Genomic DNA, 20,455 nt, shown 5'->3' with positions numbered 1-20,455 from the left:
CCGAGGCATGGATCGTCGGCGAAGCGGGCAGTATCGATATGCGCATCGAGCGCGCGGGCTGCCGACAGGGCGGATGAAGACAACGAGGGGCGCGCCCCCTCACCGGAGGGAGAGATTGGCACTGCCGGTCTCAGAAACTCGGCGCTGGACATCAGTGTGCCAAGTGGCTACACTGACCCTTTGCGCTGCCTGTTAGCTGCTCCCTGCCCGTCACCAGGGGCATACCTACCTTCGAGCACTACTGATGGAAACACCCTGACCAGGGATTTCATCCATGGGCTCTCGGTGGGACCGGTACGCGCGTAGTGAGTCCGAGCCCTCGGAAGGACCCCCTCTTGGCCGCCTCGCGCAACGCCTCGACTGCCAATACGAACAATGGCGCCAGCACCGCCCCGCTGCGCATCTCCTTTGCGAAGATCAGGGAGCCTCTTGAGGTTCCGAACCTCCTCGCGCTGCAGACCGAGAGCTTCGATTGGCTGCTCGGCAATGCCGCCTGGAAGGCTCGCGTCGAGGCTGCGCTGGACAGCGGTCAGGACGTCCCCACCAAGTCCGGTCTGGAAGAGATCTTCGAGGAGATCTCCCCGATCGAGGACTTCTCCGGGTCGATGTCCCTGACTTTCCGTGATCACCGTTTCGAGCCGCCGAAGAACTCGATCGACGAGTGCAAGGAGCGTGACTTCACCTACGCAGCTCCGCTCTTCGTCACGGCCGAGTTCACCAACAACGAGACCGGCGAGATCAAGTCCCAGACGGTCTTCATGGGCGACTTCCCGCTCATGACCGACAAGGGCACCTTCTGCATCAACGGCACCGAGCGTGTCGTTGTCTCGCAGCTTGTCCGCTCGCCGGGTGTCTACTTCGACTCCTCCATCGACAAGACGTCCGACAAGGACATCTTCTCCGTCAAGGTCATCCCCTCCCGGGGTGCCTGGCTGGAGATGGAGATCGACAAGCGCGACATGGTCGGTGTGCGCATCGACCGTAAGCGCAAGCAGTCCGTCACCGTTCTTCTGAAGGCTCTCGGCTGGACGACCGAGCAGATCCTGGAGGAGTTCGGCGAGTACGAGTCGATGCGCGCCACCCTGGAGAAGGACCACACCCAGGGCCAGGACGACGCGCTGCTCGACATCTACCGCAAGCTGCGTCCGGGCGAGCCCCCCACGCGTGAGGCCGCGCAGACGCTGCTGGAGAACCTCTACTTCAACCCCAAGCGCTACGACCTCGCGAAGGTCGGCCGCTACAAGGTCAACAAGAAGCTGGGTTCGGCCGCTCCGCTGGACGCGGGCGTGCTCACGGTCGAGGACGTCATCGCCTCGATCAAGTACCTGGTGAAGCTGCACGCCGGTGAGACCGAGACCGTCGGGGACAACGGCCAGTCCGTGGTCGTCGAGACCGACGACATCGACCACTTCGGCAACCGCCGTATCCGTAACGTCGGCGAGCTGATCCAGAACCAGGTCCGCACGGGTCTGGCCCGTATGGAGCGCGTCGTGCGCGAGCGCATGACGACTCAGGACGTCGAGGCGATCACGCCGCAGACCCTGATCAACATCCGGCCGGTCGTCGCCTCCATCAAGGAGTTCTTCGGCACCAGCCAGTTGTCGCAGTTCATGGACCAGACGAACCCGCTGTCGGGTCTGACCCACAAGCGCCGGCTGAACGCGCTCGGCCCCGGTGGTCTCTCCCGTGAGCGGGCGGGCTTCGAGGTCCGTGACGTGCACCCGTCGCACTACGGCCGCATGTGCCCGATCGAGACCCCCGAAGGCCCGAACATCGGTCTGATCGGCTCGCTCGCCTCCTACGGCCGGGTCAACGCGTTCGGTTTCATCGAGACCCCGTACCGCAAGGTCGTCGACGGTGTCGTCACCGACGACGTCGACTACCTGACCGCCGATGAAGAGGACCGCTTCGTCATCGCGCAGGCCAACGCCCCGCTGGCGGACGACCTGCGCTTCGCCGAGAACCGCGTCCTGGTCCGCCGCCGTGGCGGCGAGGTCGACTACATCCCCGGCGACGACGTCGACTACATGGACGTCTCGCCGCGCCAGATGGTGTCGGTCGCGACCGCGATGATCCCCTTCCTCGAGCACGACGACGCCAACCGCGCGCTCATGGGCTCGAACATGATGCGCCAGGCCGTGCCGCTGATCAAGGCGGAGTCCCCGCTGGTCGGCACCGGCATGGAGTACCGCTGCGCGGTCGACGCCGGCGACGTCATCAAGGCCGAGAAGGACGGTGTCGTCCAGGAGGTCTCCGCCGACTACGTGACGGTGGCCAACGACGACGGCACCTACACCACCTACCGGGTGGCCAAGTTCTCCCGCTCCAACCAGGGCACCTCCTTCAACCAGAAGGTCGTCGTGGACGAGGGTGCGCGGGTGATCGCCGGCCAGGTGCTGGCCGACGGCCCGTCCACCGAGGACGGCGAGATGGCGCTCGGCAAGAACCTCCTGGTGGCGTTCATGCCGTGGGAGGGCCACAACTACGAGGACGCGATCATCCTCAGCCAGCGTCTGGTGCAGGACGACGTCCTCTCCTCGATCCACATCGAGGAGCACGAGGTCGACGCCCGGGACACCAAGCTCGGCCCCGAGGAGATCACCCGGGACATCCCGAATGTCTCCGAGGAGGTCCTCGCCGACCTCGACGAGCGCGGCATCATCCGGATCGGTGCCGAGGTCGTCGCCGGCGACATCCTGGTCGGCAAGGTCACCCCGAAGGGCGAGACCGAGCTGACCCCGGAGGAGCGGCTGCTGCGCGCGATCTTCGGTGAGAAGGCCCGTGAGGTCCGTGACACCTCGCTGAAGGTGCCGCACGGTGAGATCGGCAAGGTCATCGGCGTCCGCGTCTTCGACCGCGAAGAGGGCGACGAGCTGCCGCCGGGCGTGAACCAGTTGGTCCGCGTCTACGTGGCGCAGAAGCGCAAGATCACCGACGGTGACAAGCTCGCCGGCCGGCACGGCAACAAGGGCGTCATCTCCAAGATCCTGCCGGTCGAGGACATGCCGTTCCTGGAGGACGGCACCCCGGTCGACATCATCCTCAACCCGCTGGGTGTCCCGTCCCGAATGAACCCGGGACAGGTCCTGGAGATCCACCTCGGCTGGCTGGCCTCCCGGGGCTGGAAGGTCGAGGGCTCCGAGGACTGGATGCAGCGGCTCCAGGCCATCGGCGCCGACGAGGTCGAGCCCGGCACCAACGTCGCGACCCCGGTCTTCGACGGCGCCCGCGAGGACGAGATCGCCGGTCTCTTCGACTCGACGATCCCGAACCGCGACGGCGACCGCCTGGTCCAGTCGTCCGGCAAGGCCCGGCTCTTCGACGGCCGCTCCGGCGAGCCGTTCCCGGAGCCGATCTCGGTCGGCTACATGTACATCCTCAAGCTGCACCACCTGGTGGACGACAAGCTGCACGCCCGGTCCACCGGTCCGTACTCGATGATCACCCAGCAGCCGCTGGGCGGTAAGGCTCAGTTCGGTGGCCAGCGCTTCGGCGAGATGGAGGTGTGGGCGCTGGAGGCTTACGGCGCCGCGTACGCCCTCCAGGAACTGCTGACCATCAAGTCCGACGACGTCACCGGCCGCGTGAAGGTCTACGAGGCCATCGTCAAGGGCGAGAACATTCCCGAGCCCGGCATCCCCGAGTCCTTCAAGGTGCTCATCAAGGAGATGCAGTCCCTGTGCCTCAACGTGGAGGTGCTGTCGTCCGACGGCATGTCCATCGAGATGCGCGACACCGACGAGGACGTCTTCCGCGCTGCGGAGGAGCTCGGTATCGACCTGTCCCGGCGCGAGCCGAGCAGCGTCGAAGAGGTCTGACGGGTCTGGCCGGGGCGGTACGTACGCTCAGCCCCGGCCTCTCCCCGGACCCCCAGTCAGACCCGAAGACACGACCCTGAAAGAGGGATTGACGACAAGTGCTCGACGTCAACTTCTTCGACGAGCTGCGGATCGGCCTCGCCACTGCTGACGACATCCGTCAGTGGTCCCACGGTGAGGTCAAGAAGCCGGAGACCATCAACTACCGCACCCTCAAGCCCGAAAAGGACGGACTCTTCTGCGAGAAGATCTTCGGTCCGACCCGGGACTGGGAGTGCTACTGCGGCAAGTACAAGCGCGTCCGATTCAAGGGCATCATCTGTGAGCGGTGTGGCGTCGAGGTCACCCGCGCCAAGGTGCGCCGTGAGCGGATGGGCCACATTGAGCTGGCCGCTCCCGTCACCCACATCTGGTACTTCAAGGGCGTGCCCAGCCGTCTGGGCTACCTGCTCGACCTCGCCCCGAAGGACCTCGAGAAGGTCATCTACTTCGCCGCCTACATGATCACGTGGGTGGACGAGGAGCGCCGCACGCGCGATCTGCCCTCGCTGGAGGCCCATGTCTCCGTCGAGCGCCAGCAGATCGAGCAGCGCCGCGACGCCGACCTGGAGGCCCGCGCCAAGAAGCTCGAGGCGGACCTCGCCGAGCTCGAGGCCGAGGGTGCCAAGGCCGATGTGCGCCGTAAGGTGCGCGAGGGCGCCGAGCGCGAGATGAAGCAGCTTCGTGACCGCGCCCAGCGCGAGATCGACCGTCTCGACGAGGTGTGGAACCGCTTCAAGAACCTCAAGGTCCAGGACCTGGAGGGCGACGAGCTGCTCTACCGCGAGCTGCGTGACCGCTTCGGCACGTACTTCATGGGCGGCATGGGCGCCGCGGCGCTCCAGAAGCGCCTGGAGTCCTTCGACCTCGACGAGGAGGCCGAGAAGCTCCGCGAGATCATCCGGACCGGCAAGGGCCAGAAGAAGACCCGTGCGCTCAAGCGCCTCAAGGTCGTCTCCGCCTTCCTCCAGACCCGCAACAGCCCCAACGGCATGGTGCTGGACTGCATCCCGGTGATCCCGCCGGACCTGCGTCCGATGGTGCAGCTCGACGGTGGCCGCTTCGCGACCTCCGACCTGAACGACCTGTACCGCCGTGTGATCAACCGGAACAACCGCCTCAAGCGTCTCCTCGACCTCGGTGCCCCCGAGATCATCGTGAACAACGAGAAGCGGATGCTCCAGGAGGCCGTCGACGCGCTGTTCGACAACGGCCGCCGCGGTCGCCCGGTGACCGGTCCCGGTAACCGTCCGCTGAAGTCCCTCAGCGACATGCTGAAGGGCAAGCAGGGCCGGTTCCGTCAGAACCTGCTCGGTAAGCGTGTCGACTACTCGGCCCGTTCGGTCATCGTCGTCGGCCCGCAGCTCAAGCTGCACCAGTGCGGTCTGCCCAAGGCCATGGCGCTGGAGCTCTTCAAGCCGTTCGTGATGAAGCGCCTGGTGGACCTGAACCACGCGCAGAACATCAAGTCGGCCAAGCGCATGGTCGAGCGCGGCCGCACGGTCGTGTACGACGTGCTCGAAGAGGTCATCGCCGAGCACCCGGTGCTGCTGAACCGTGCGCCGACCCTGCACCGCCTCGGCATCCAGGCTTTCGAGCCGCAGCTCGTCGAGGGCAAGGCCATTCAGATCCACCCGCTCGTCTGCACCGCGTTCAACGCGGACTTCGACGGTGACCAGATGGCCGTGCACCTGCCGCTGTCCGCGGAGGCGCAGGCCGAGGCCCGCATCCTGATGCTGTCCTCGAACAACATCCTCAAGCCGGCCGACGGCCGGCCGGTGACCATGCCGACCCAGGACATGGTGCTGGGCCTGTTCTTCCTCACCACCGACGAGGAGGAGCGCGAGGTCAAGGGCGAGGGCCGGGCCTTCGGCTCGGCCGCCGAGGCGACCATGGCGTTCGACGCCCGGGAGCTCTCGCTCCAGGCGAAGATCGACATCCGCTTCCCGATCGGCACCGTCCCGCCGCGCGGCTGGACCCCGCCGGTTCCGGAGGCAGGGGACGACGGCGTCGGGGGAGGGGCCTGGCAGCCCGGTGACAGCTTCCGGCTGCGCACCACGCTGGGCCGCGCGCTCTTCAACGAGCTGCTGCCCGAGGACTACCCGTTCGTCGACTACTCGGTGGGCAAGAAGCAGCTCTCCGAGATCGTCAACGACCTCGCCGAGCGTTACCCCAAGGTCATCGTCGCGGCGACGCTGGACAACCTGAAGGCGGCCGGTTTCCACTGGGCCACCCGCTCCGGTGTCACCGTCGCCATCTCCGACGTGGTCGTGCCCGAGGCCAAGAAGGGCATCATCGAGGGGTACGAGGCGCAGGACGAGAAGGTCCAGAAGCAGTACGAGCGTGGTCTGATCACCAAGGACGAGCGCACCCAGGAACTGATCGCGATCTGGACCAAGGCGACCAACGAGGTCGCCGAGGCGATGAACGCGAACTTCCCGAAGACCAACCCGATCTTCATGATGGTCGACTCGGGCGCGCGCGGAAACATGATGCAGATGCGTCAGATCGCCGGTATGCGTGGTCTGGTGTCCAACGCGAAGAACGAGACCATCCCGCGGCCGATCAAGGCGTCGTTCCGTGAGGGTCTCTCCGTGCTGGAGTACTTCATCTCCACCCACGGTGCCCGTAAGGGTCTCGCCGACACCGCCCTGCGTACCGCCGACTCGGGTTACCTGACCCGACGTCTGGTGGACGTCTCCCAGGACGTGATCATCCGCGAGGAGGACTGCGGCACCGACCGCGGCCTCAAGCTCGAGATCGCCTCCAAGGGTGCGGACGGCGTGCTGCGCAAGGCGGAGGACGTCGAGACCAGCGTGTACGCGCGCTGCCTCGCCGAGGACATCGTCGTCGAGGGGAAGGTCCTGGCCCCGGCCGGTACCGACCTGGGCGATGTGCTCATCGACGAGCTGGTCCGCCACGGCGTGGAGACGGTCAAGACCCGTTCGGTGCTCACCTGCGAGTCCGCCGTCGGCACCTGCGCCATGTGCTACGGCCGCTCGCTGGCGACCGGCAAGCTGGTGGACATCGGTGAGGCGGTCGGCATCATCGCCGCCCAGTCCATCGGTGAGCCCGGCACCCAGCTCACGATGCGTACCTTCCACACCGGTGGTGTGGCCGGTGACGACATCACCCAGGGTCTGCCGCGTGTCGTCGAGCTCTTCGAGGCCCGTACGCCCAAGGGTGTCGCCCCGATCTCGGAGGCGGCCGGCCGCGTCCGGATCGAGGAGACCGAGAAGACCAAGAAGCTCGTCGTCACCCCGGACGACGGCTCCGACGAGACCGCCTTCGGCGTCTCCAAGCGAGCCCGTCTCCTGGTGGGCGAGGGCGACCGCGTCGACGTCGGCCAGCCGCTGACCGTGGGTGCCGTCAACCCGCACGACGTGCTGCGGATCCTCGGCCAGCGCGCCGTCCAGGTGCACCTGGTGGGCGAGGTCCAGAAGGTCTACAACTCGCAGGGTGTGTCGATCCACGACAAGCACATCGAGATCATCATCCGGCAGATGCTGCGCCGGGTGACGATCATCGAGTCCGGCGACGCGGAGCTGCTGCCGGGCGAGCTCGTGGAGCGCTCGCGCTTCGAGTCGGAGAACCGTCGTGTGGTCCAGGAGGGCGGTCACCCGGCCTCCGGCCGTCCGCAGCTCATGGGTATCACCAAGGCATCGCTGGCGACCGAGTCCTGGCTGTCGGCGGCGTCCTTCCAGGAGACGACCCGGGTGCTCACCGACGCGGCGATCAACGCCAAGTCGGACTCCCTGATCGGCCTCAAGGAGAACGTGATCATCGGTAAGCTCATCCCGGCCGGTACGGGCCTGTCCCGTTACCGCAACATCCGGGTCGAGCCGACCGAGGAGGCGAAGGCCGCGATGTACTCGGCCGTCGGTTACGACGACATCGACTACTCGCCCTTCGGCACGGGCTCCGGCCAGGCGGTTCCGCTGGAGGACTACGACTACGGTCCGTACAACCAGTAGGTCCCGATCCGTTCACAGGGCGGTCACCCCCATGGTGGGGTGGCCGCCCTGCGGCGTTTCCGGACGGTTCTGCCCAGGGCGAAAATCGAGTACCCCATTTCCGGCGTGTCGGGGCGCTCTGCATTTGTTTTGACCGAAGTCGATGAGGTAGGTACGCTCAGACCTTGTGCCTGGGGTGTGCCCGGGTCCTTGCGTGTGCGCCCCCAGCCTTCGGCGGGGAGGTGCCTCAGCATGCGAGGGGCCGAGGTGTCGACACCAACAATCCGCACTCTCCGAACTTTCGCAGAGGGCTGCGGTGCGCGACACACCCGACCGCGTGGGTCGGAGGAACTCCAGGTTAGCTTTACCGAGACTGGCACACAGAAACCGGAGAAACGGTGCCTACGATCCAGCAGCTGGTCCGCAAGGGCCGCCAGGACAAGGTCGAGAAGAACAAGACCCCCGCCCTCGCGGGGTCGCCGCAGCGCCGTGGGACATGCACTCGCGTGTTCACCACGACGCCGAAGAAGCCGAACTCGGCGCTCCGCAAGGTCGCGCGTGTCCGGCTGAGCAGTGGGATCGAGGTCACCGCCTACGTCCCCGGTGAGGGGCACAACTTGCAGGAGCACTCCATCGTGCTCGTGCGTGGCGGTCGTGTGAAGGACCTGCCGGGTGTTCGTTACAAGATCATCCGCGGCTCCCTCGACACGCAGGGCGTCAAGAACCGCAAGCAGGCTCGCAGCCGCTACGGCGCCAAGAAGGAGAAGTAAGAATGCCTCGTAAGGGTCCCGCCCCGAAGCGCCCGGTCATCATCGACCCGGTTTACAACTCTCCTCTGGTGACGTCCCTCATCAACAAGGTGCTGCTGAACGGCAAGCGCTCCACCGCCGAGCGCATCGTGTACGGCGCCATGGAGGGCCTGCGCGAGAAGTCCGGCAACGACCCGGTCATCACGCTCAAGCGCGCGCTGGAGAACGTGAAGCCGACCCTCGAGGTCCGCTCCCGCCGTGTCGGTGGCGCCACCTACCAGGTGCCGGTCGAGGTCCGTCCCGGCCGCTCCTCCACCCTCGCCCTGCGCTGGCTCGTGGGCTACTCGCGCGCCCGTCGTGAGAAGACCATGACCGAGCGGCTCATGAACGAGCTGCTGGACGCCAGCAATGGTCTGGGCGCCTCCGTCAAGCGGCGTGAGGACACCCACAAGATGGCCGAGTCCAACAAGGCCTTCGCGCACTACCGCTGGTAGTCGCTACCCCATCGAGAACCGAGAGAAGACTGAGCCATATGGCCACCACTTCACTTGACCTGGCCAAGGTCCGCAACATCGGGATCATGGCACACATCGACGCGGGCAAGACGACCACCACCGAGCGGATCCTGTTCTACACCGGCGTGAGCTACAAGATCGGTGAAGTCCACGACGGCGCTGCCACGATGGACTGGATGGAGCAGGAGCAGGAGCGCGGCATCACGATCACGTCGGCCGCGACGACCTGTCACTGGCCGCTTGAGAACGTCGATCACACCATCAACATCATCGACACCCCGGGCCACGTCGACTTCACCGTCGAGGTGGAGCGTTCGCTGCGCGTGCTCGACGGTGCCGTGACGGTGTTCGATGGCGTCGCCGGTGTGGAGCCGCAGTCCGAGACGGTGTGGCGTCAGGCGGACCGCTACGGCGTTCCGCGTATCTGCTTCGTCAACAAGCTCGACCGCACCGGTGCGGAGTTCCACCGCTGCGTCGACATGATCACGGACCGCCTGGGCGCGGTGCCGATCGTCATGCAGCTTCCGATCGGCACCGAGGCCGACTTCAAGGGTGTCGTCGACCTCGTCACCATGAAGGCGCTGGTCTGGTCCGCCGAGGCGACCAAGGGCGAGATGTACGACACCGTCGACATCCCGGACACCCACACCGAGGCCGCCGACGAGTGGCGCGGCAAGCTGCTCGAGACCGTCGCCGAGAACGACGAAGAGATGATGGAGCTGTACCTGGAGGGCGAGGAGCCCACCGTGGAGCAGCTTTACGCGGCGATCCGCCGTATCACCATCGCCTCCGGCAAGGGCGGCGGCACCACCGTCACCCCCGTGTTCTGTGGCACCGCGTTCAAGAACAAGGGCGTGCAGCCCCTGCTCGACGCCGTGGTCCGGTACCTCCCGTCGCCGATCGACATCGAGGCGATCGAGGGGCACTCGGTCAAGGACCCGGACGAGGTCATCAAGCGTCGTCCGTCCGAGGAGGAGCCTCTCTCGGCTCTGGCGTTCAAGATCGCGAGCGACCCGCACCTCGGCAAGCTCACCTTCATCCGTGTGTACTCCGGCCGCATGGAAGCCGGCACCCAGGTGCTGAACTCCGTGAAGGGCAAGAAGGAGCGCATCGGCAAGATCTACCGGATGCACGCGAACAAGCGTGAGGAGATCGACTCGGTGGGTGCCGGCGACATCGTCGCCGTCATGGGTCTGAAGCAGACCACCACCGGTGAGACCCTCTCCGACTCGTCGAGCCCGGTGATCCTTGAGTCCATGGACTTCCCGGCCCCGGTCATCGAGGTGGCCATCGAGCCGAAGTCCAAGGGCGACCAGGAGAAGCTCGCCGTCGCGATCCAGCGGCTTGCCGAGGAGGACCCGTCCTTCCGCGTCAAGACCGACGAGGAGACCGGCCAGACGATCATCTCCGGCATGGGCGAGCTGCACCTGGACGTGCTGGTCGACCGGATGCGCCGCGAGTTCAAGGTCGAGGCCAACGTCGGTAAGCCGCAGGTGGCCTACCGCGAGACGCTGCGCAAGGCGGTCGAGCGGTACGACTACACGCACAAGAAGCAGACTGGTGGTTCCGGCCAGTTCGCGAAGGTGCAGATCGCGCTGGCGCCGCTCGAGGGCGATGGCTACGAGTTCGAGAACAAGGTCACCGGTGGCCGTATCCCGCGGGAGTACATCCCGTCCGTGGACGCGGGCTGCCAGGAGGCCATGGAGTTCGGCGTGCTCGCGGGCTACCCGCTGACCGGTGTGAAGGTCACCCTGCTCGACGGTGGCTACCACGAGGTCGACTCGTCCGAGATGGCGTTCAAGATCGCCGGTTCGATGGCCTTCAAGGAGGCTGCCCGCAAGGCCAGCCCGGCCCTGCTCGAGCCGATGATGAAGGTCGAGGTCACCACGCCCGAGGACTACATGGGTGACGTGATCGGCGACATCAACTCCCGTCGCGGGCAGATCCAGTCCATGGAGGACCGGAGCGGCGCCAAGCTGGTCACCGGCCTGGTTCCGCTGTCGGAGATGTTCGGCTACGTGGGCGACCTGCGCAGCAAGACGTCCGGCCGCGCCAGCTACTCCATGCAGTTCGACTCCTACGCCGAGGTTCCGCGGAACGTCGCCGAGGAGATCATCGCGAAGGCCAAGGGCGAGTAAGGCGGGTTCATCCGCTTTCCTCACCCTTTAGGCTGGAAGCACAAGGCATCGGGGCATTCGTCGTGGAGCGCGTCCACCGCGTTCCACGACGGAGCCCCTGGCGCCGGCCCCCCAGACGAATACGGCGAAGGGCATCCCCCTCGGGGTCCTGGCCGGTTCGGTAAGAAAACCTGAACCCATCCGCAAAGCGTGGATGCGTTACAGAACCACTCCACAGGAGGACCCCAGTGGCGAAGGCGAAGTTCGAGCGGACTAAGCCGCACGTCAACATCGGCACCATCGGTCACATCGACCACGGTAAGACCACGCTTACCGCTGCGATCACCAAGGTGCTGCACGACGCGTACCCGGACCTGAACGAGGCCTCGGCCTTCGACCAGATCGACAAGGCTCCTGAGGAGCGCCAGCGCGGTATTACGATCTCCATCGCGCACGTCGAGTACCAGACCGAGTCGCGTCACTACGCGCACGTTGACTGCCCCGGTCACGCGGACTACATCAAGAACATGATCACCGGTGCCGCGCAGATGGATGGCGCCATCCTCGTGGTCGCCGCCACCGACGGCCCGATGCCGCAGACCAAGGAGCACGTGCTCCTGGCCCGCCAGGTCGGCGTGCCGTACATCGTTGTCGCCCTGAACAAGGCCGACATGGTGGACGACGAGGAGATCCTGGAGCTCGTCGAGCTCGAGGTCCGCGAGCTGCTCTCCGAGTACGAGTTCCCGGGCGACGACGTTCCGGTCGTCAAGGTCTCGGCGCTCAAGGCGCTCGAGGGTGACGCCGAGTGGGGCAAGTCCGTCCTCGACCTGATGAAGGCCGTCGACGAGTCGATCCCGCAGCCCGAGCGCGACGTCGACAAGCCGTTCCTGATGCCGATCGAGGACGTCTTCACCATCACCGGTCGCGGTACGGTCGTCACCGGCCGTATCGAGCGCGGTGTGCTGAAGGTCAACGAGAACGTCGACATCATCGGCATCAAGCAGGAGAAGACCTCGACCACCGTCACCGGTATCGAGATGTTCCGCAAGCTGCTCGACGAGGGCCAGGCCGGTGAGAACGTCGGTCTGCTGCTCCGCGGCATCAAGCGCGAGGACGTCGAGCGCGGCCAGGTCATCATCAAGCCGGGTTCGGTCACTCCGCACACCGAGTTCGAGGCCCAGGCGTACATCCTGTCCAAGGACGAGGGTGGCCGCCACACGCCGTTCTTCAACAACTACCGTCCGCAGTTCTACTTCCGTACCACGGACGTGACGGGCGTTGTGACCCTCCCCGAGGGCACCGAGATGGTCATGCCGGGCGACAACACCGAGATGTCGGTCCAGCTCATCCAGCCGGTCGCCATGGAGGAGGGCCTGAAGTTCGCCATCCGTGAGGGTGGCCGGACCGTCGGCGCCGGCCAGGTCACCAAGATCAACAAGTGACCTGACGCTCCCCGGAGCAAAGAGCCCCATTCGCCACTGGCGGGTGGGGCTCTTTCGTATGTGGGTACCCGGCCGTCCACATCGAAGCCGCGTTCGACTTCGGGAGCGAACAGATGATGACAAATGGCAAGATCACGGTCGCGATCGTGGGAGGCTACCTCCTCGGGCGCACCAAGAAGGCGAAACTCGCCTTCGGGCTGGGCATGTTGCTGGCCGGTAAGAAGATCACGCTCGATCCGCAGCAGTTGAAGAAGTCCCTCGCCGGGATGCCGCTGCTGAGCGGCCTCAACGGACAGGTGCGCCAGGAACTCGTCGACGCCACCCGGCAGGCCGCGACCAAGGCCGTGTCCGACCGGGTGGGCGGCCTCGCCGATTCGCTGCATGAGCGCACGGCGTTGCTGCGCGGTGAGAGCGAGGAGGGGCGGGACGAGGAGGAGGATCCCGCCCAGACGGCTGACGCGGAATCCGAGCCCACGCGGAAGCCGAAGCCGCCGAAGTCTCCCCGCAAGGCGGCGGCCAAGGCTCCGGCCCGCCCGGCGAGGAAGACCGCCGCCTCCGGTGCCGCCCGGGCCGAGAAGACCGCCAGGACCGCGGGGGGCCGCAATGGCTGACACGCTGGGCAAGCTCAAGGACGACATCGTCAGGAACCCGGCCACCGACCGGCTCAAGGACGAGCTGCGCAACTACGTCCAGGCGCGGGCGACGCATGCGATCTCCGGCCTCGGCACCGGCCTCGCCAAGGGCGCGCAGTCCCTCGCCGAGGGCAAGTCGCCGGGGCAGGCGCTGATGAAGGCGGGCTCGTCCCAGCTCAAGGATTCACTCAAGGAGTCGCTGAAGGAGAAGGTCAAGGGCGTCTTCGGCAAGGGCCGGGGCAAGAGCGGAGGCGGCAAGTCGAAGAGCGTGACGGTCGTCGAGGACATCGACGTCGGGGTGCCGGTCCGCGAGGCGTACGACCAGTGGACCCAGTTCCAGGAGTTCAGCACCTTCGCCAAGGGGGTCGTCAGCGTCGAGAAGGCCGACGACACCAGCAGCAACTGGAAGGTGAAGGTCGCCAAGTCCACCCGTAGCTGGCGGGCGAACGTCACCGAGCAGGTGCCGGACGAGCGGATCACCTGGACCACCGAGGGTGCGAAGGGCACCGTCAAGGGCGTCGTCACCTTTCATCCGCTCGGCGACAACCTCACCCGGGTGCTGCTGGTCCTGGAGTACTTCCCCAAGGGACTCTTCGAGAAGACCGGCAACATCTGGCGGGCCCAGGGCCGACGGGCGCGCCTCGATCTGAAGCTCTACCGCAAGTTCATCATGATGCGCGGCGAGGCCACGGATGGCTGGCGCGGCGAGATCCGGGACGGCGAGGTCGTGCGGGACCACGAGACGGCCGTGGAGGAGGAAGAGCGCGACAAGACCGAGGACGAGGCCGGGGGAGAAGCCGATGAGCCGCGGTCCGGATCTGCCGACGAGGCGGAGGACGCGTACGAGGACGACGAGGTGCCGGAGGAGGAGTACGAGGCCGACGCCGAGGAGCCCGAAGCCGACGCCGAGGAGGACGCCGAGTACGAGGAGGAACCGGAGGCCGTCCGGGAGCCGGGCGAGTCCGAAGAGCCCGAGGCGTACGAGGAGGAGCCCGAAGAGGCCGAGGACCCCGACGAGGAGCCCGAGGCCGACGAGCGCCCCCGCGGCCGTCGGCGCGCCACCGCGGCCCGCCGCTGAGCGCCCACCGGAACGCCCCCGCCCGGGGCGGGAGATGACCGGGCCCCACCCAGCCCACAGACGGCGGGTGGGGCCCGCCCATGTCATACGCCCATCGGCGAAACCGCACGGCGAACGCGAATCCGGCGCGGGGCAGGGGACGCGGCCGGGCCACGTCGCCAGGCCCGTGGCGACGCCCCTGGCCGGAGGCTGGGGCCGATCCCGCGCCGCCCGGATGCCGCCCGGGGGCACGGGCCGGACACGGATCGGGGATGCCGCCCAGGGGAGCGCCGCAGCAGGGCATGGCCATGGGTGTGCGATGCCAGGCGGGCGGCCTGGGAGGTGCCGTACGGGGAGTTGGCCAGGAGCGCGCGGCACCAGGCACGCCGCCCGGAGGCGCCGTACCAGGTCCGCCGTACCAGGTCCGCCGTACCAGGTCCGCCGCACCAGGCGCGCCGCCACGAGGGCGCCACGGGGGCGTGGGCCGGGCGGGGCCGGGGACGGTGTCCCCGGCCCCGCCACACCCGGTGGTGAGCCGGGCCGTCAGGCCCGTTTCGTGGGGTGTGGGCGCCAGATCCACGGGGTGGCGTCCGGGGCCATGCCCACCACGCAGACGCCCTGGCGGCCGTCCCCCGCCAGCAGTGCCGGGGCGCCGACCGGGATCAGGTGGCCGGGGGAGCGCAGGGGTCTGGCGTCCGGGCCGGTGCCGTACTGGACCTGGACCTCCCCGCCCAGGTCGCGACCGACCAGCAGCAGCGTCTTCGCGCCGCGGCGGCCGGAGGGTTCGGCCACGGTGTGCGCGGAGATCGCCCCGTAGCCCTCGAAGTGCCGCACGGTGAGGGAGGTGGCGCCGTGGACGGCGGGCACGGTGGCCGCGGGGGTGCGGTAGACCAGCGCGAGCGAGCCGTCGGGTGCCACCGCGGCGGCCGGCGGATCCCCGCCGGGGCGCGGCAGACCGGCCGGCGGGCGCAGGGCGACCGGGCCACCGGCCCACTCCTGGGCCCAGTGGTGGACGGTGTCGCGGCCGGAGGCGAGGACATGGACCCGCCCCTCCGCGTCCAGCAGCGCGGTCAGCCCGTCCTGGACCTCGTCGCCGCCGAGCCGCTGCCAGGGACTCCAGTGGCCGCTCGCGTCCCGTACGCGGGTGGCCAGGCCCTTGTCCGCGGTCCGTACGAAGAGATGGACCCGGCCGTCGGGGGTGGCGACCGCCGCCGGGCAGCCGACCCGGCGGCCGTGTTCGCTGCTGGTCTCGGGGGTGCCGAGTCCGGTCCAGGCGCGGAACGGGCCGTCCGGGCGGCGCTGTTCCAGCACCACGATCTCGCGCAGGCCGGCCGCGCCCTGGCCGCCCAGCGCCGCGAACCGCAGGGCGAACAGCACCTGCCGCCCCTCGCTGTCCCGCACCGCGGCGAGCGCCGGGGCGAGCGGTCCGCCGCCGAGCGCCAGCGGCACTCCGAACCGCCCGCTGCCGGGCGCCGTCTCGCGCCACCGCACGGCCTGGGCGCCGAGCACGCCGTACGCCACGAGCCGGCCCCGGGCGTCGGTGGTGGGGGCGGGCAGGGCGGTGGGGTAGCGGTAGTGGGTGGAGCGGATCCAGCCCTTGCGGTTCAGCAGCGGGCGCACACCGCCCTGGCTGTAGTCGCCGCAGCCGGCCGCGTTGCCGCAGTCCCAGTCCGGGGCGCCGCCGTAGGACTTGATCACCCGAGCCTTCCGGGCGAGCACCGCGGGCGGCAGGTTGTGCGGCCAGCGCTGGTTGTAGTAGCCGCGGAACGCGGTGGTGGCGAAGCGGGGGGCGTGCTTGTCCCGCTGGGCGGACGTGGCCACCCACTGGGTGATCGCCTTCCAGGTGAACAGCGCGACCGGGGTGTGGTCGCGGTGGTCCGAGCACCCCGGCTGATCGTTGTCCTTGGGGTGCAGCGCGTCGTGCACCTGGAAGTCGGGGTCCGGGTCCAGCGTGTGGATCAGCGTCGGCCGATAGCGGTCCATGATCTCGGCGAGCACGTCGACCAGCGTCTGATGGCCGTACGAACTCCGGTGCGGCACGGGGGAGCCGGTGGCCAGGAGGGTGCTCATCACGGCGCCCGGGGTGTTCCAGAGCGCGGGGATCCGTACGCCGCCCTCCGACAGCATCGCGATGTTGAGGAAGATCAGCCGGACCCTGCGGGTGCCGTTGGCGAGGGTGTTGGTCTCCGCGGTGACCCCGCCGGGCAGCCGCAGCACCGACCGCTGCCAGGGCGCGAACTGGTTCAGCCCGGCCATCCGCGCGTACGCCTGCCGCAGCCCCTGATGGCGGGAGGCGGAGTAGGCGGCCTTGTCGACGGGCGGGATCGGCGTCCCCGCCTGGTGGTTGATCCCCCGCGCCTCACCGGCCGTGACGTACACGCACACCACCGGGACGCCGGAGCGCAGCACCTGCTCGGCGTCCGGGTTCATGAAGTACAGATCGTCGTCGGGGTGCGCCATGACCTGAAGCAGCAGCGCCTGCTTGTCGCCCACCGTCGAGGTGAAGGGCTCCGCCGCCCCGGGCGCACCGCCCCGCGCGGGCTCGGCGGGCACGGATGCCGTACCCCGCGAGCCTCCACCACCACCGCAACCGGCGACCCCGGCCGCCCCGGCCGCGGTGAGTGCCGCCAGCGCGGCCAGCGTCTGCCTGCGGGTGGTGCCCGTTCCCCGCACTGTCCATCGACTGTTCAATTTGGTGACCCTGTCACTTCGGCAGCGCGTAGTCTCCGGCTGCTCCGAGTGAAAGGACGGGCAATGATCTTGACAGGTTGTCCGATGGCCGGGAGGTATCGGTCACAGTCCGGACACATCGTCCTGCCGGTGGTGCGGTGTGGGTTTGGTCTCGCGCCTTCGGCGCCGTCGACGGGCGAGGGGGCCGCGGGGCTGATCGCCGCGGGTTTGCGGGCTCACTCGTAGGGGGTATGCTTCCCCGCTTCCTGATTGGCGTCGGTGGTGCCCGCTATGGCACACTAGCCAGGTTGCTCGGTTGAGTGCCGATGCTGCGCGCCTCTCGCCGGGAGGACTGGAAGCGAGTCCCACGGTACTCGTCGCCCCTGATCAGGGGCGGAAGTACGGGAATCTTCCGGGAAGCGTCAGCGGGGCCCCAGCCAGGCGCCCGGTGGGTGACTTTCTCCCCCAGCAACCCCCTTCACCAGGGATCTCCGCATGGAGATTTATGAGAAGGACTGCGACACGCCCGACCGCGTGGGTCGGAAGTGAGGTGGAGAGGGACGCGAACGCCACCGGGTCCCAGAGCGTTACGAGAGACAGGACTACGAAGTAGCCATGGCGGGACAGAAGATCCGCATCCGGCTCAAGGCCTACGACCACGAGGTCATCGACTCCTCGGCGAAGAAGATCGTCGAGACGGTGACCCGCACTGGTGCGTCGGTCGCGGGCCCGGTGCCGCTGCCCACAGAGAAGAACGTGTACTGCGTCATCAAGTCGCCGCACAAGTACAAGGACTCGCGCGAGCACTTCGAGATGCGTACGCACAAGCGCCTCATCGACATCCTCGACCCCACGCCGAAGACCGTCGACTCGCTGATGCGTCTCGACCTGCCGGCGGGCGTCGACATCGAGATCAAGCTCTGAGGTGACGCGCGAGATGGCTAAGCAGATCAAGGGCGTCCTGGGCGAGAAGCTCGGCATGACGCAGGTGTGGGACGAGAACAACCGTGTCGTCCCGGTCACCGTCGTCAAGGCCGGTCCGTGCGTCGTGACCCAGGTCCGTACCGATGACGCGGACGGCTACAGCGCCGTCCAGATCGCCTTCGGCGAGATCGACCCGCGCAAGGTGAACAAGCCCCTCAAGGGCCACTTCGCCAAGGCCGATGTGACCCCGCGCCGCCACCTGGTGGAGCTGCGTACCACCGACGCCGGTGAGTACACGCTCGGCCAGGAAGTCACGGCCGAGGTGTTCGAGTCCGGTGTCAAGGTCGACGTGACCGGCACCAGCAAGGGCAAGGGCACCGCCGGTGTCATGAAGCGCCACGGCTTCGGCGGCCTCGGCGCCGGCCACGGCACCCAGCGCAAGCACCGCTCGCCGGGCTCCATCGGTGGCTGCGCCACCCCGGGCCGCGTGTTCAAGGGCCTGCGCATGGCCGGCCGCATGGGCAATGAGCGGGTCACCACCCAGAACCTGACCGTCCACGCCGTTGACGCGGAGAAGGGCCTGCTCCTGATCAAGGGAGCGGTTCCTGGTCCGAACGGCGGCCTCGTCCTGGTCCGTACCGCGGCCAAGGGGGCCTGAGGTAACCGATGAGCACCATTGACATCCTTTCGCCGGCAGGCGACAAGGCCGGGACCGTCGAGCTCCCCGCGGAGATCTTCGACGCGCAGGTCAGCGTTCCGCTGATCCACCAGGTCGTCGTCGCCCAGTTGGCCGCTGCCCGTCAGGGCACGCACAAGACCAAGACCCGCGGTGAGGTCCGGGGCGGTGGCAAGAAGCCCTACCGACAGAAGGGCACCGGCCGCGCGCGCCAGGGCTCGACCCGCGCGCCGCAGTTCGCCGGCGGTGGCGTCGTGCACGGTCCCGTGCCGCGCGACTACAGCCAGCGCACCCCGAAGAAGATGAAGGCCGCCGCGCTGCGCGGTGCCCTCTCCGACCGGGCGCGCCACGAGCGGATCCACGTCGTGACCGGCGTGGTCGACGGCGACATCTCCACCAAGGCCGCGAAGACCCTGCTGGGCAAGATCAGCGAGCGCAAGAACCTGCTCCTGATCGCCGAGCGGAGCGACGAGGCCGCGTGGCTGTCCGCCCGCAACCTGCCCCAGGTGCACATCCTGGAGCCGGGCCAGCTCAACACGTACGACGTGCTCGTCTCCGACGACGTGGTCTTCACCAAGGCCGCCTTCGAGTCCTTCGTGGCTGGTCCCAAGGCCGCTGAGAAGACCGAAGGGAGCGCCGCCTGATGAGTGAGGCGACCGCTGTCACCAGCAAGACCTTCACCGACCCCCGCGACATTCTCGTCAAGCCGGTGGTCTCGGAGAAGAGCTACGCGCTGCTGGACGAGAACAAGTACACGTTCCTCGTCGACCCGCGCGCGAACAAGACCCAGATCAAGCAGGCCGTCGAGGCGGTCTTCTCGGTCAAGGTCACCGGGGTCAACACGATCAACCGGCAGGGCAAGCGCAAGCGCACCCGCACCGGCTACGGCAAGCGCAAGGACACCAAGCGCGCCATCGTGACCCTCGCCGAGGGCGACCGTATCGACATCTTCGGCGGCCCGGTCTCCTAACGGAGATCGGAACGTCCAGAAGTCCGGAATCTTCCGAGGACTGAGAAATGGGTATCCGCAAGTACAAGCCGACGACCCCGGGCCGTCGTGGCTCCAGCGTCGCCGACTTCGTCGAGATCACGCGGTCCACGCCGGAGAAGTCGCTGGTCCGCCCGCTGCACAGCAAGGGTGGTCGTAACAACGCCGGCCGCATCACGGTCCGTCACCAGGGTGGCGGTCACAAGCGTGCGTACCGCGTGATCGACTTCCGCCGTCACGACAAGGACGGCGTCCCGGCGAAGGTCGCACACATCGAATACGACCCCAACCGCACCGCGCGCATCGCGCTGCTGCACTACGCCGACGGCGAGAAGCGCTACATCCTCGCGCCGCGCGGCCTGACGCAGGGCGACCGGATCGAGAACGGCCCCGGCGCAGACATCAAGCCCGGTAACAACCTCTCGCTGCGCAACATCCCGGTTGGTACCACGCTCCACGCCATCGAGCTGCGGCCCGGCGGCGGCGCGAAGTTCGCCCGCTCCGCGGGTGCCTCCGTGCAGTTGCTGGCGAAGGAGGGCTCCATGGCCCACCTCCGCATGCCGTCCGGTGAGATCCGCCTGGTCGACGTCCGCTGCCGCGCCACTGTGGGCGAGGTCGGCAACGCCGAGCAGTCGAACATCAACTGGGGCAAGGCCGGCCGCATGCGCTGGAAGGGCGTCCGCCCGACCGTTCGTGGTGTGGTCATGAACCCCGTCGACCACCCGCACGGTGGTGGTGAGGGCAAGACCTCCGGTGGTCGCCACCCGGTCTCGCCGTGGGGTCAGAAGGAGGGCCGTACGCGCTCGCCGAAGAAGGCCAGCAACAAGTACATCGTCCGCCGCCGCAAGACGAACAAGAAGCGCTAGGAGCGGGTT

Annotated in this window: 14 protein-coding genes; 13 read left to right on the top strand and 1 reads right to left on the bottom strand. The window is 67.9% G+C overall.

Annotated elements, in window-relative coordinates:
• The first annotated feature begins 335 nt into the window (after positions 1-335).
• The 8 genes from rpoB to ACK1X7_RS23105 all read left to right on the top strand — a co-directional run bounded on the left by rpoB (position 336) and on the right by ACK1X7_RS23105 (position 14,343).
• Complete coding sequence (gene rpoB / locus ACK1X7_RS23140; protein ID WP_059148981.1) at positions 336-3,818, top strand: DNA-directed RNA polymerase subunit beta; 3,483 nt, start codon at positions 336-338, stop codon at positions 3,816-3,818.
• Positions 3,819-3,916: 98 nt separating this feature from the next.
• Entirely contained in the window at positions 3,917-7,831 is a 3,915-nt protein-coding gene (locus ACK1X7_RS23135; RefSeq protein ID WP_093463845.1) for a DNA-directed RNA polymerase subunit beta', read from the top strand.
• A 377-nt stretch (positions 7,832-8,208) separates the two neighbouring features.
• The gene (gene rpsL / locus ACK1X7_RS23130; RefSeq protein ID WP_014054153.1) at positions 8,209-8,580 is read left to right on the top strand and encodes a 30S ribosomal protein S12; all 372 of its coding nucleotides are present in this window, start codon (positions 8,209-8,211) and stop codon (positions 8,578-8,580) included.
• A 2-nt stretch (positions 8,581-8,582) separates the two neighbouring features.
• Complete coding sequence (gene rpsG / locus ACK1X7_RS23125) at positions 8,583-9,053, top strand: 30S ribosomal protein S7 (RefSeq protein ID WP_014178748.1); 471 nt, start codon at positions 8,583-8,585, stop codon at positions 9,051-9,053.
• A gap of 38 nt (positions 9,054-9,091) precedes the next feature.
• Positions 9,092-11,212, top strand: coding sequence for an elongation factor G (fusA, locus tag ACK1X7_RS23120; RefSeq protein ID WP_216344736.1), 2,121 nt, complete (start codon positions 9,092-9,094; stop codon positions 11,210-11,212).
• 227 nt (positions 11,213-11,439) lie between these two features.
• Positions 11,440-12,633 (top strand): elongation factor Tu, encoded by a 1,194-nt coding sequence (gene tuf / locus ACK1X7_RS23115; RefSeq protein WP_037952879.1) that lies wholly within the window; start codon positions 11,440-11,442, stop codon positions 12,631-12,633.
• A gap of 113 nt (positions 12,634-12,746) precedes the next feature.
• Complete coding sequence (locus ACK1X7_RS23110) at positions 12,747-13,244, top strand: hypothetical protein (protein WP_413115590.1); 498 nt, start codon at positions 12,747-12,749, stop codon at positions 13,242-13,244.
• On the top strand, positions 13,237-14,343 hold the full coding sequence (locus ACK1X7_RS23105) for an SRPBCC family protein (protein WP_413115589.1): 1,107 nt from the start codon (positions 13,237-13,239) through the stop codon (positions 14,341-14,343). Before ACK1X7_RS23110 ends, ACK1X7_RS23105 begins: the two co-directional genes overlap by 8 nt.
• 522 nt (positions 14,344-14,865) lie before the next feature.
• Here the strand turns inward: ACK1X7_RS23105 and ACK1X7_RS23100 are convergent.
• Complete coding sequence (locus tag ACK1X7_RS23100) at positions 14,866-17,013, bottom strand: PIG-L family deacetylase (protein WP_385138347.1); 2,148 nt, start codon at positions 17,011-17,013, stop codon at positions 14,866-14,868.
• A 594-nt stretch (positions 17,014-17,607) separates the two neighbouring features.
• Between ACK1X7_RS23100 and rpsJ the strand changes: the two genes are divergently transcribed.
• The 5 genes from rpsJ to rplB are packed head-to-tail and all read left to right on the top strand — an operon-like array spanning position 17,608 to position 20,446.
• Positions 17,608-17,916 carry a 30S ribosomal protein S10 gene (gene rpsJ / locus ACK1X7_RS23095; protein WP_003948644.1) on the top strand — a complete coding sequence of 103 codons (309 nt, stop codon included), beginning with the start codon at positions 17,608-17,610 and terminating at the stop codon, positions 17,914-17,916.
• 13 nt (positions 17,917-17,929) lie between these two features.
• Positions 17,930-18,574: a 50S ribosomal protein L3 gene (gene rplC / locus ACK1X7_RS23090; protein WP_093470442.1), complete on the top strand. Its 645-nt coding sequence runs from the start codon at positions 17,930-17,932 to the stop codon at positions 18,572-18,574.
• 8 nt (positions 18,575-18,582) lie between these two features.
• Positions 18,583-19,236, top strand: a complete 654-nt coding sequence (gene rplD / locus ACK1X7_RS23085) for a 50S ribosomal protein L4 (protein WP_216342577.1) — start codon at positions 18,583-18,585, stop codon at positions 19,234-19,236.
• Positions 19,236-19,562 (top strand): 50S ribosomal protein L23, encoded by a 327-nt coding sequence (gene rplW, locus ACK1X7_RS23080; protein ID WP_216342578.1) that lies wholly within the window; start codon positions 19,236-19,238, stop codon positions 19,560-19,562. The genes rplD and rplW overlap by 1 nt, the downstream gene beginning before the upstream one ends.
• A 47-nt stretch (positions 19,563-19,609) precedes the next feature.
• On the top strand, positions 19,610-20,446 hold the full coding sequence (gene rplB, locus ACK1X7_RS23075) for a 50S ribosomal protein L2 (protein ID WP_059148971.1): 837 nt from the start codon (positions 19,610-19,612) through the stop codon (positions 20,444-20,446).
• The last annotated feature ends 9 nt before the right edge of the window (positions 20,447-20,455 follow it).

The sequence above is a fragment of the Streptomyces sp. CY-1 genome, assembly GCF_047218265.1.
Lineage (GTDB): Bacteria > Actinomycetota > Actinomycetes > Streptomycetales > Streptomycetaceae > Streptomyces > Streptomyces niphimycinicus.
This window is presented reverse-complemented; position numbering and strand designations above follow the sequence as displayed.

Coding starts and splice junctions, on each gene's coding strand:
- fusA (WP_216344736.1), top strand. CDS start 9,092: ATGGCCACCACTTCACTTGACCTGGCCAAGGTCCGCAACATCGGGATC.
- ACK1X7_RS23110 (WP_413115590.1), top strand. CDS start 12,747: ATGATGACAAATGGCAAGATCACGGTCGCGATCGTGGGAGGCTACCTC.
- rplW (WP_216342578.1), top strand. CDS start 19,236: ATGAGTGAGGCGACCGCTGTCACCAGCAAGACCTTCACCGACCCCCGC.
- ACK1X7_RS23105 (WP_413115589.1), top strand. CDS start 13,237: ATGGCTGACACGCTGGGCAAGCTCAAGGACGACATCGTCAGGAACCCG.
- rpsG (WP_014178748.1), top strand. CDS start 8,583: ATGCCTCGTAAGGGTCCCGCCCCGAAGCGCCCGGTCATCATCGACCCG.
- rplC (WP_093470442.1), top strand. CDS start 17,930: ATGGCTAAGCAGATCAAGGGCGTCCTGGGCGAGAAGCTCGGCATGACG.
- rplD (WP_216342577.1), top strand. CDS start 18,583: ATGAGCACCATTGACATCCTTTCGCCGGCAGGCGACAAGGCCGGGACC.
- rpsJ (WP_003948644.1), top strand. CDS start 17,608: ATGGCGGGACAGAAGATCCGCATCCGGCTCAAGGCCTACGACCACGAG.
- rplB (WP_059148971.1), top strand. CDS start 19,610: ATGGGTATCCGCAAGTACAAGCCGACGACCCCGGGCCGTCGTGGCTCC.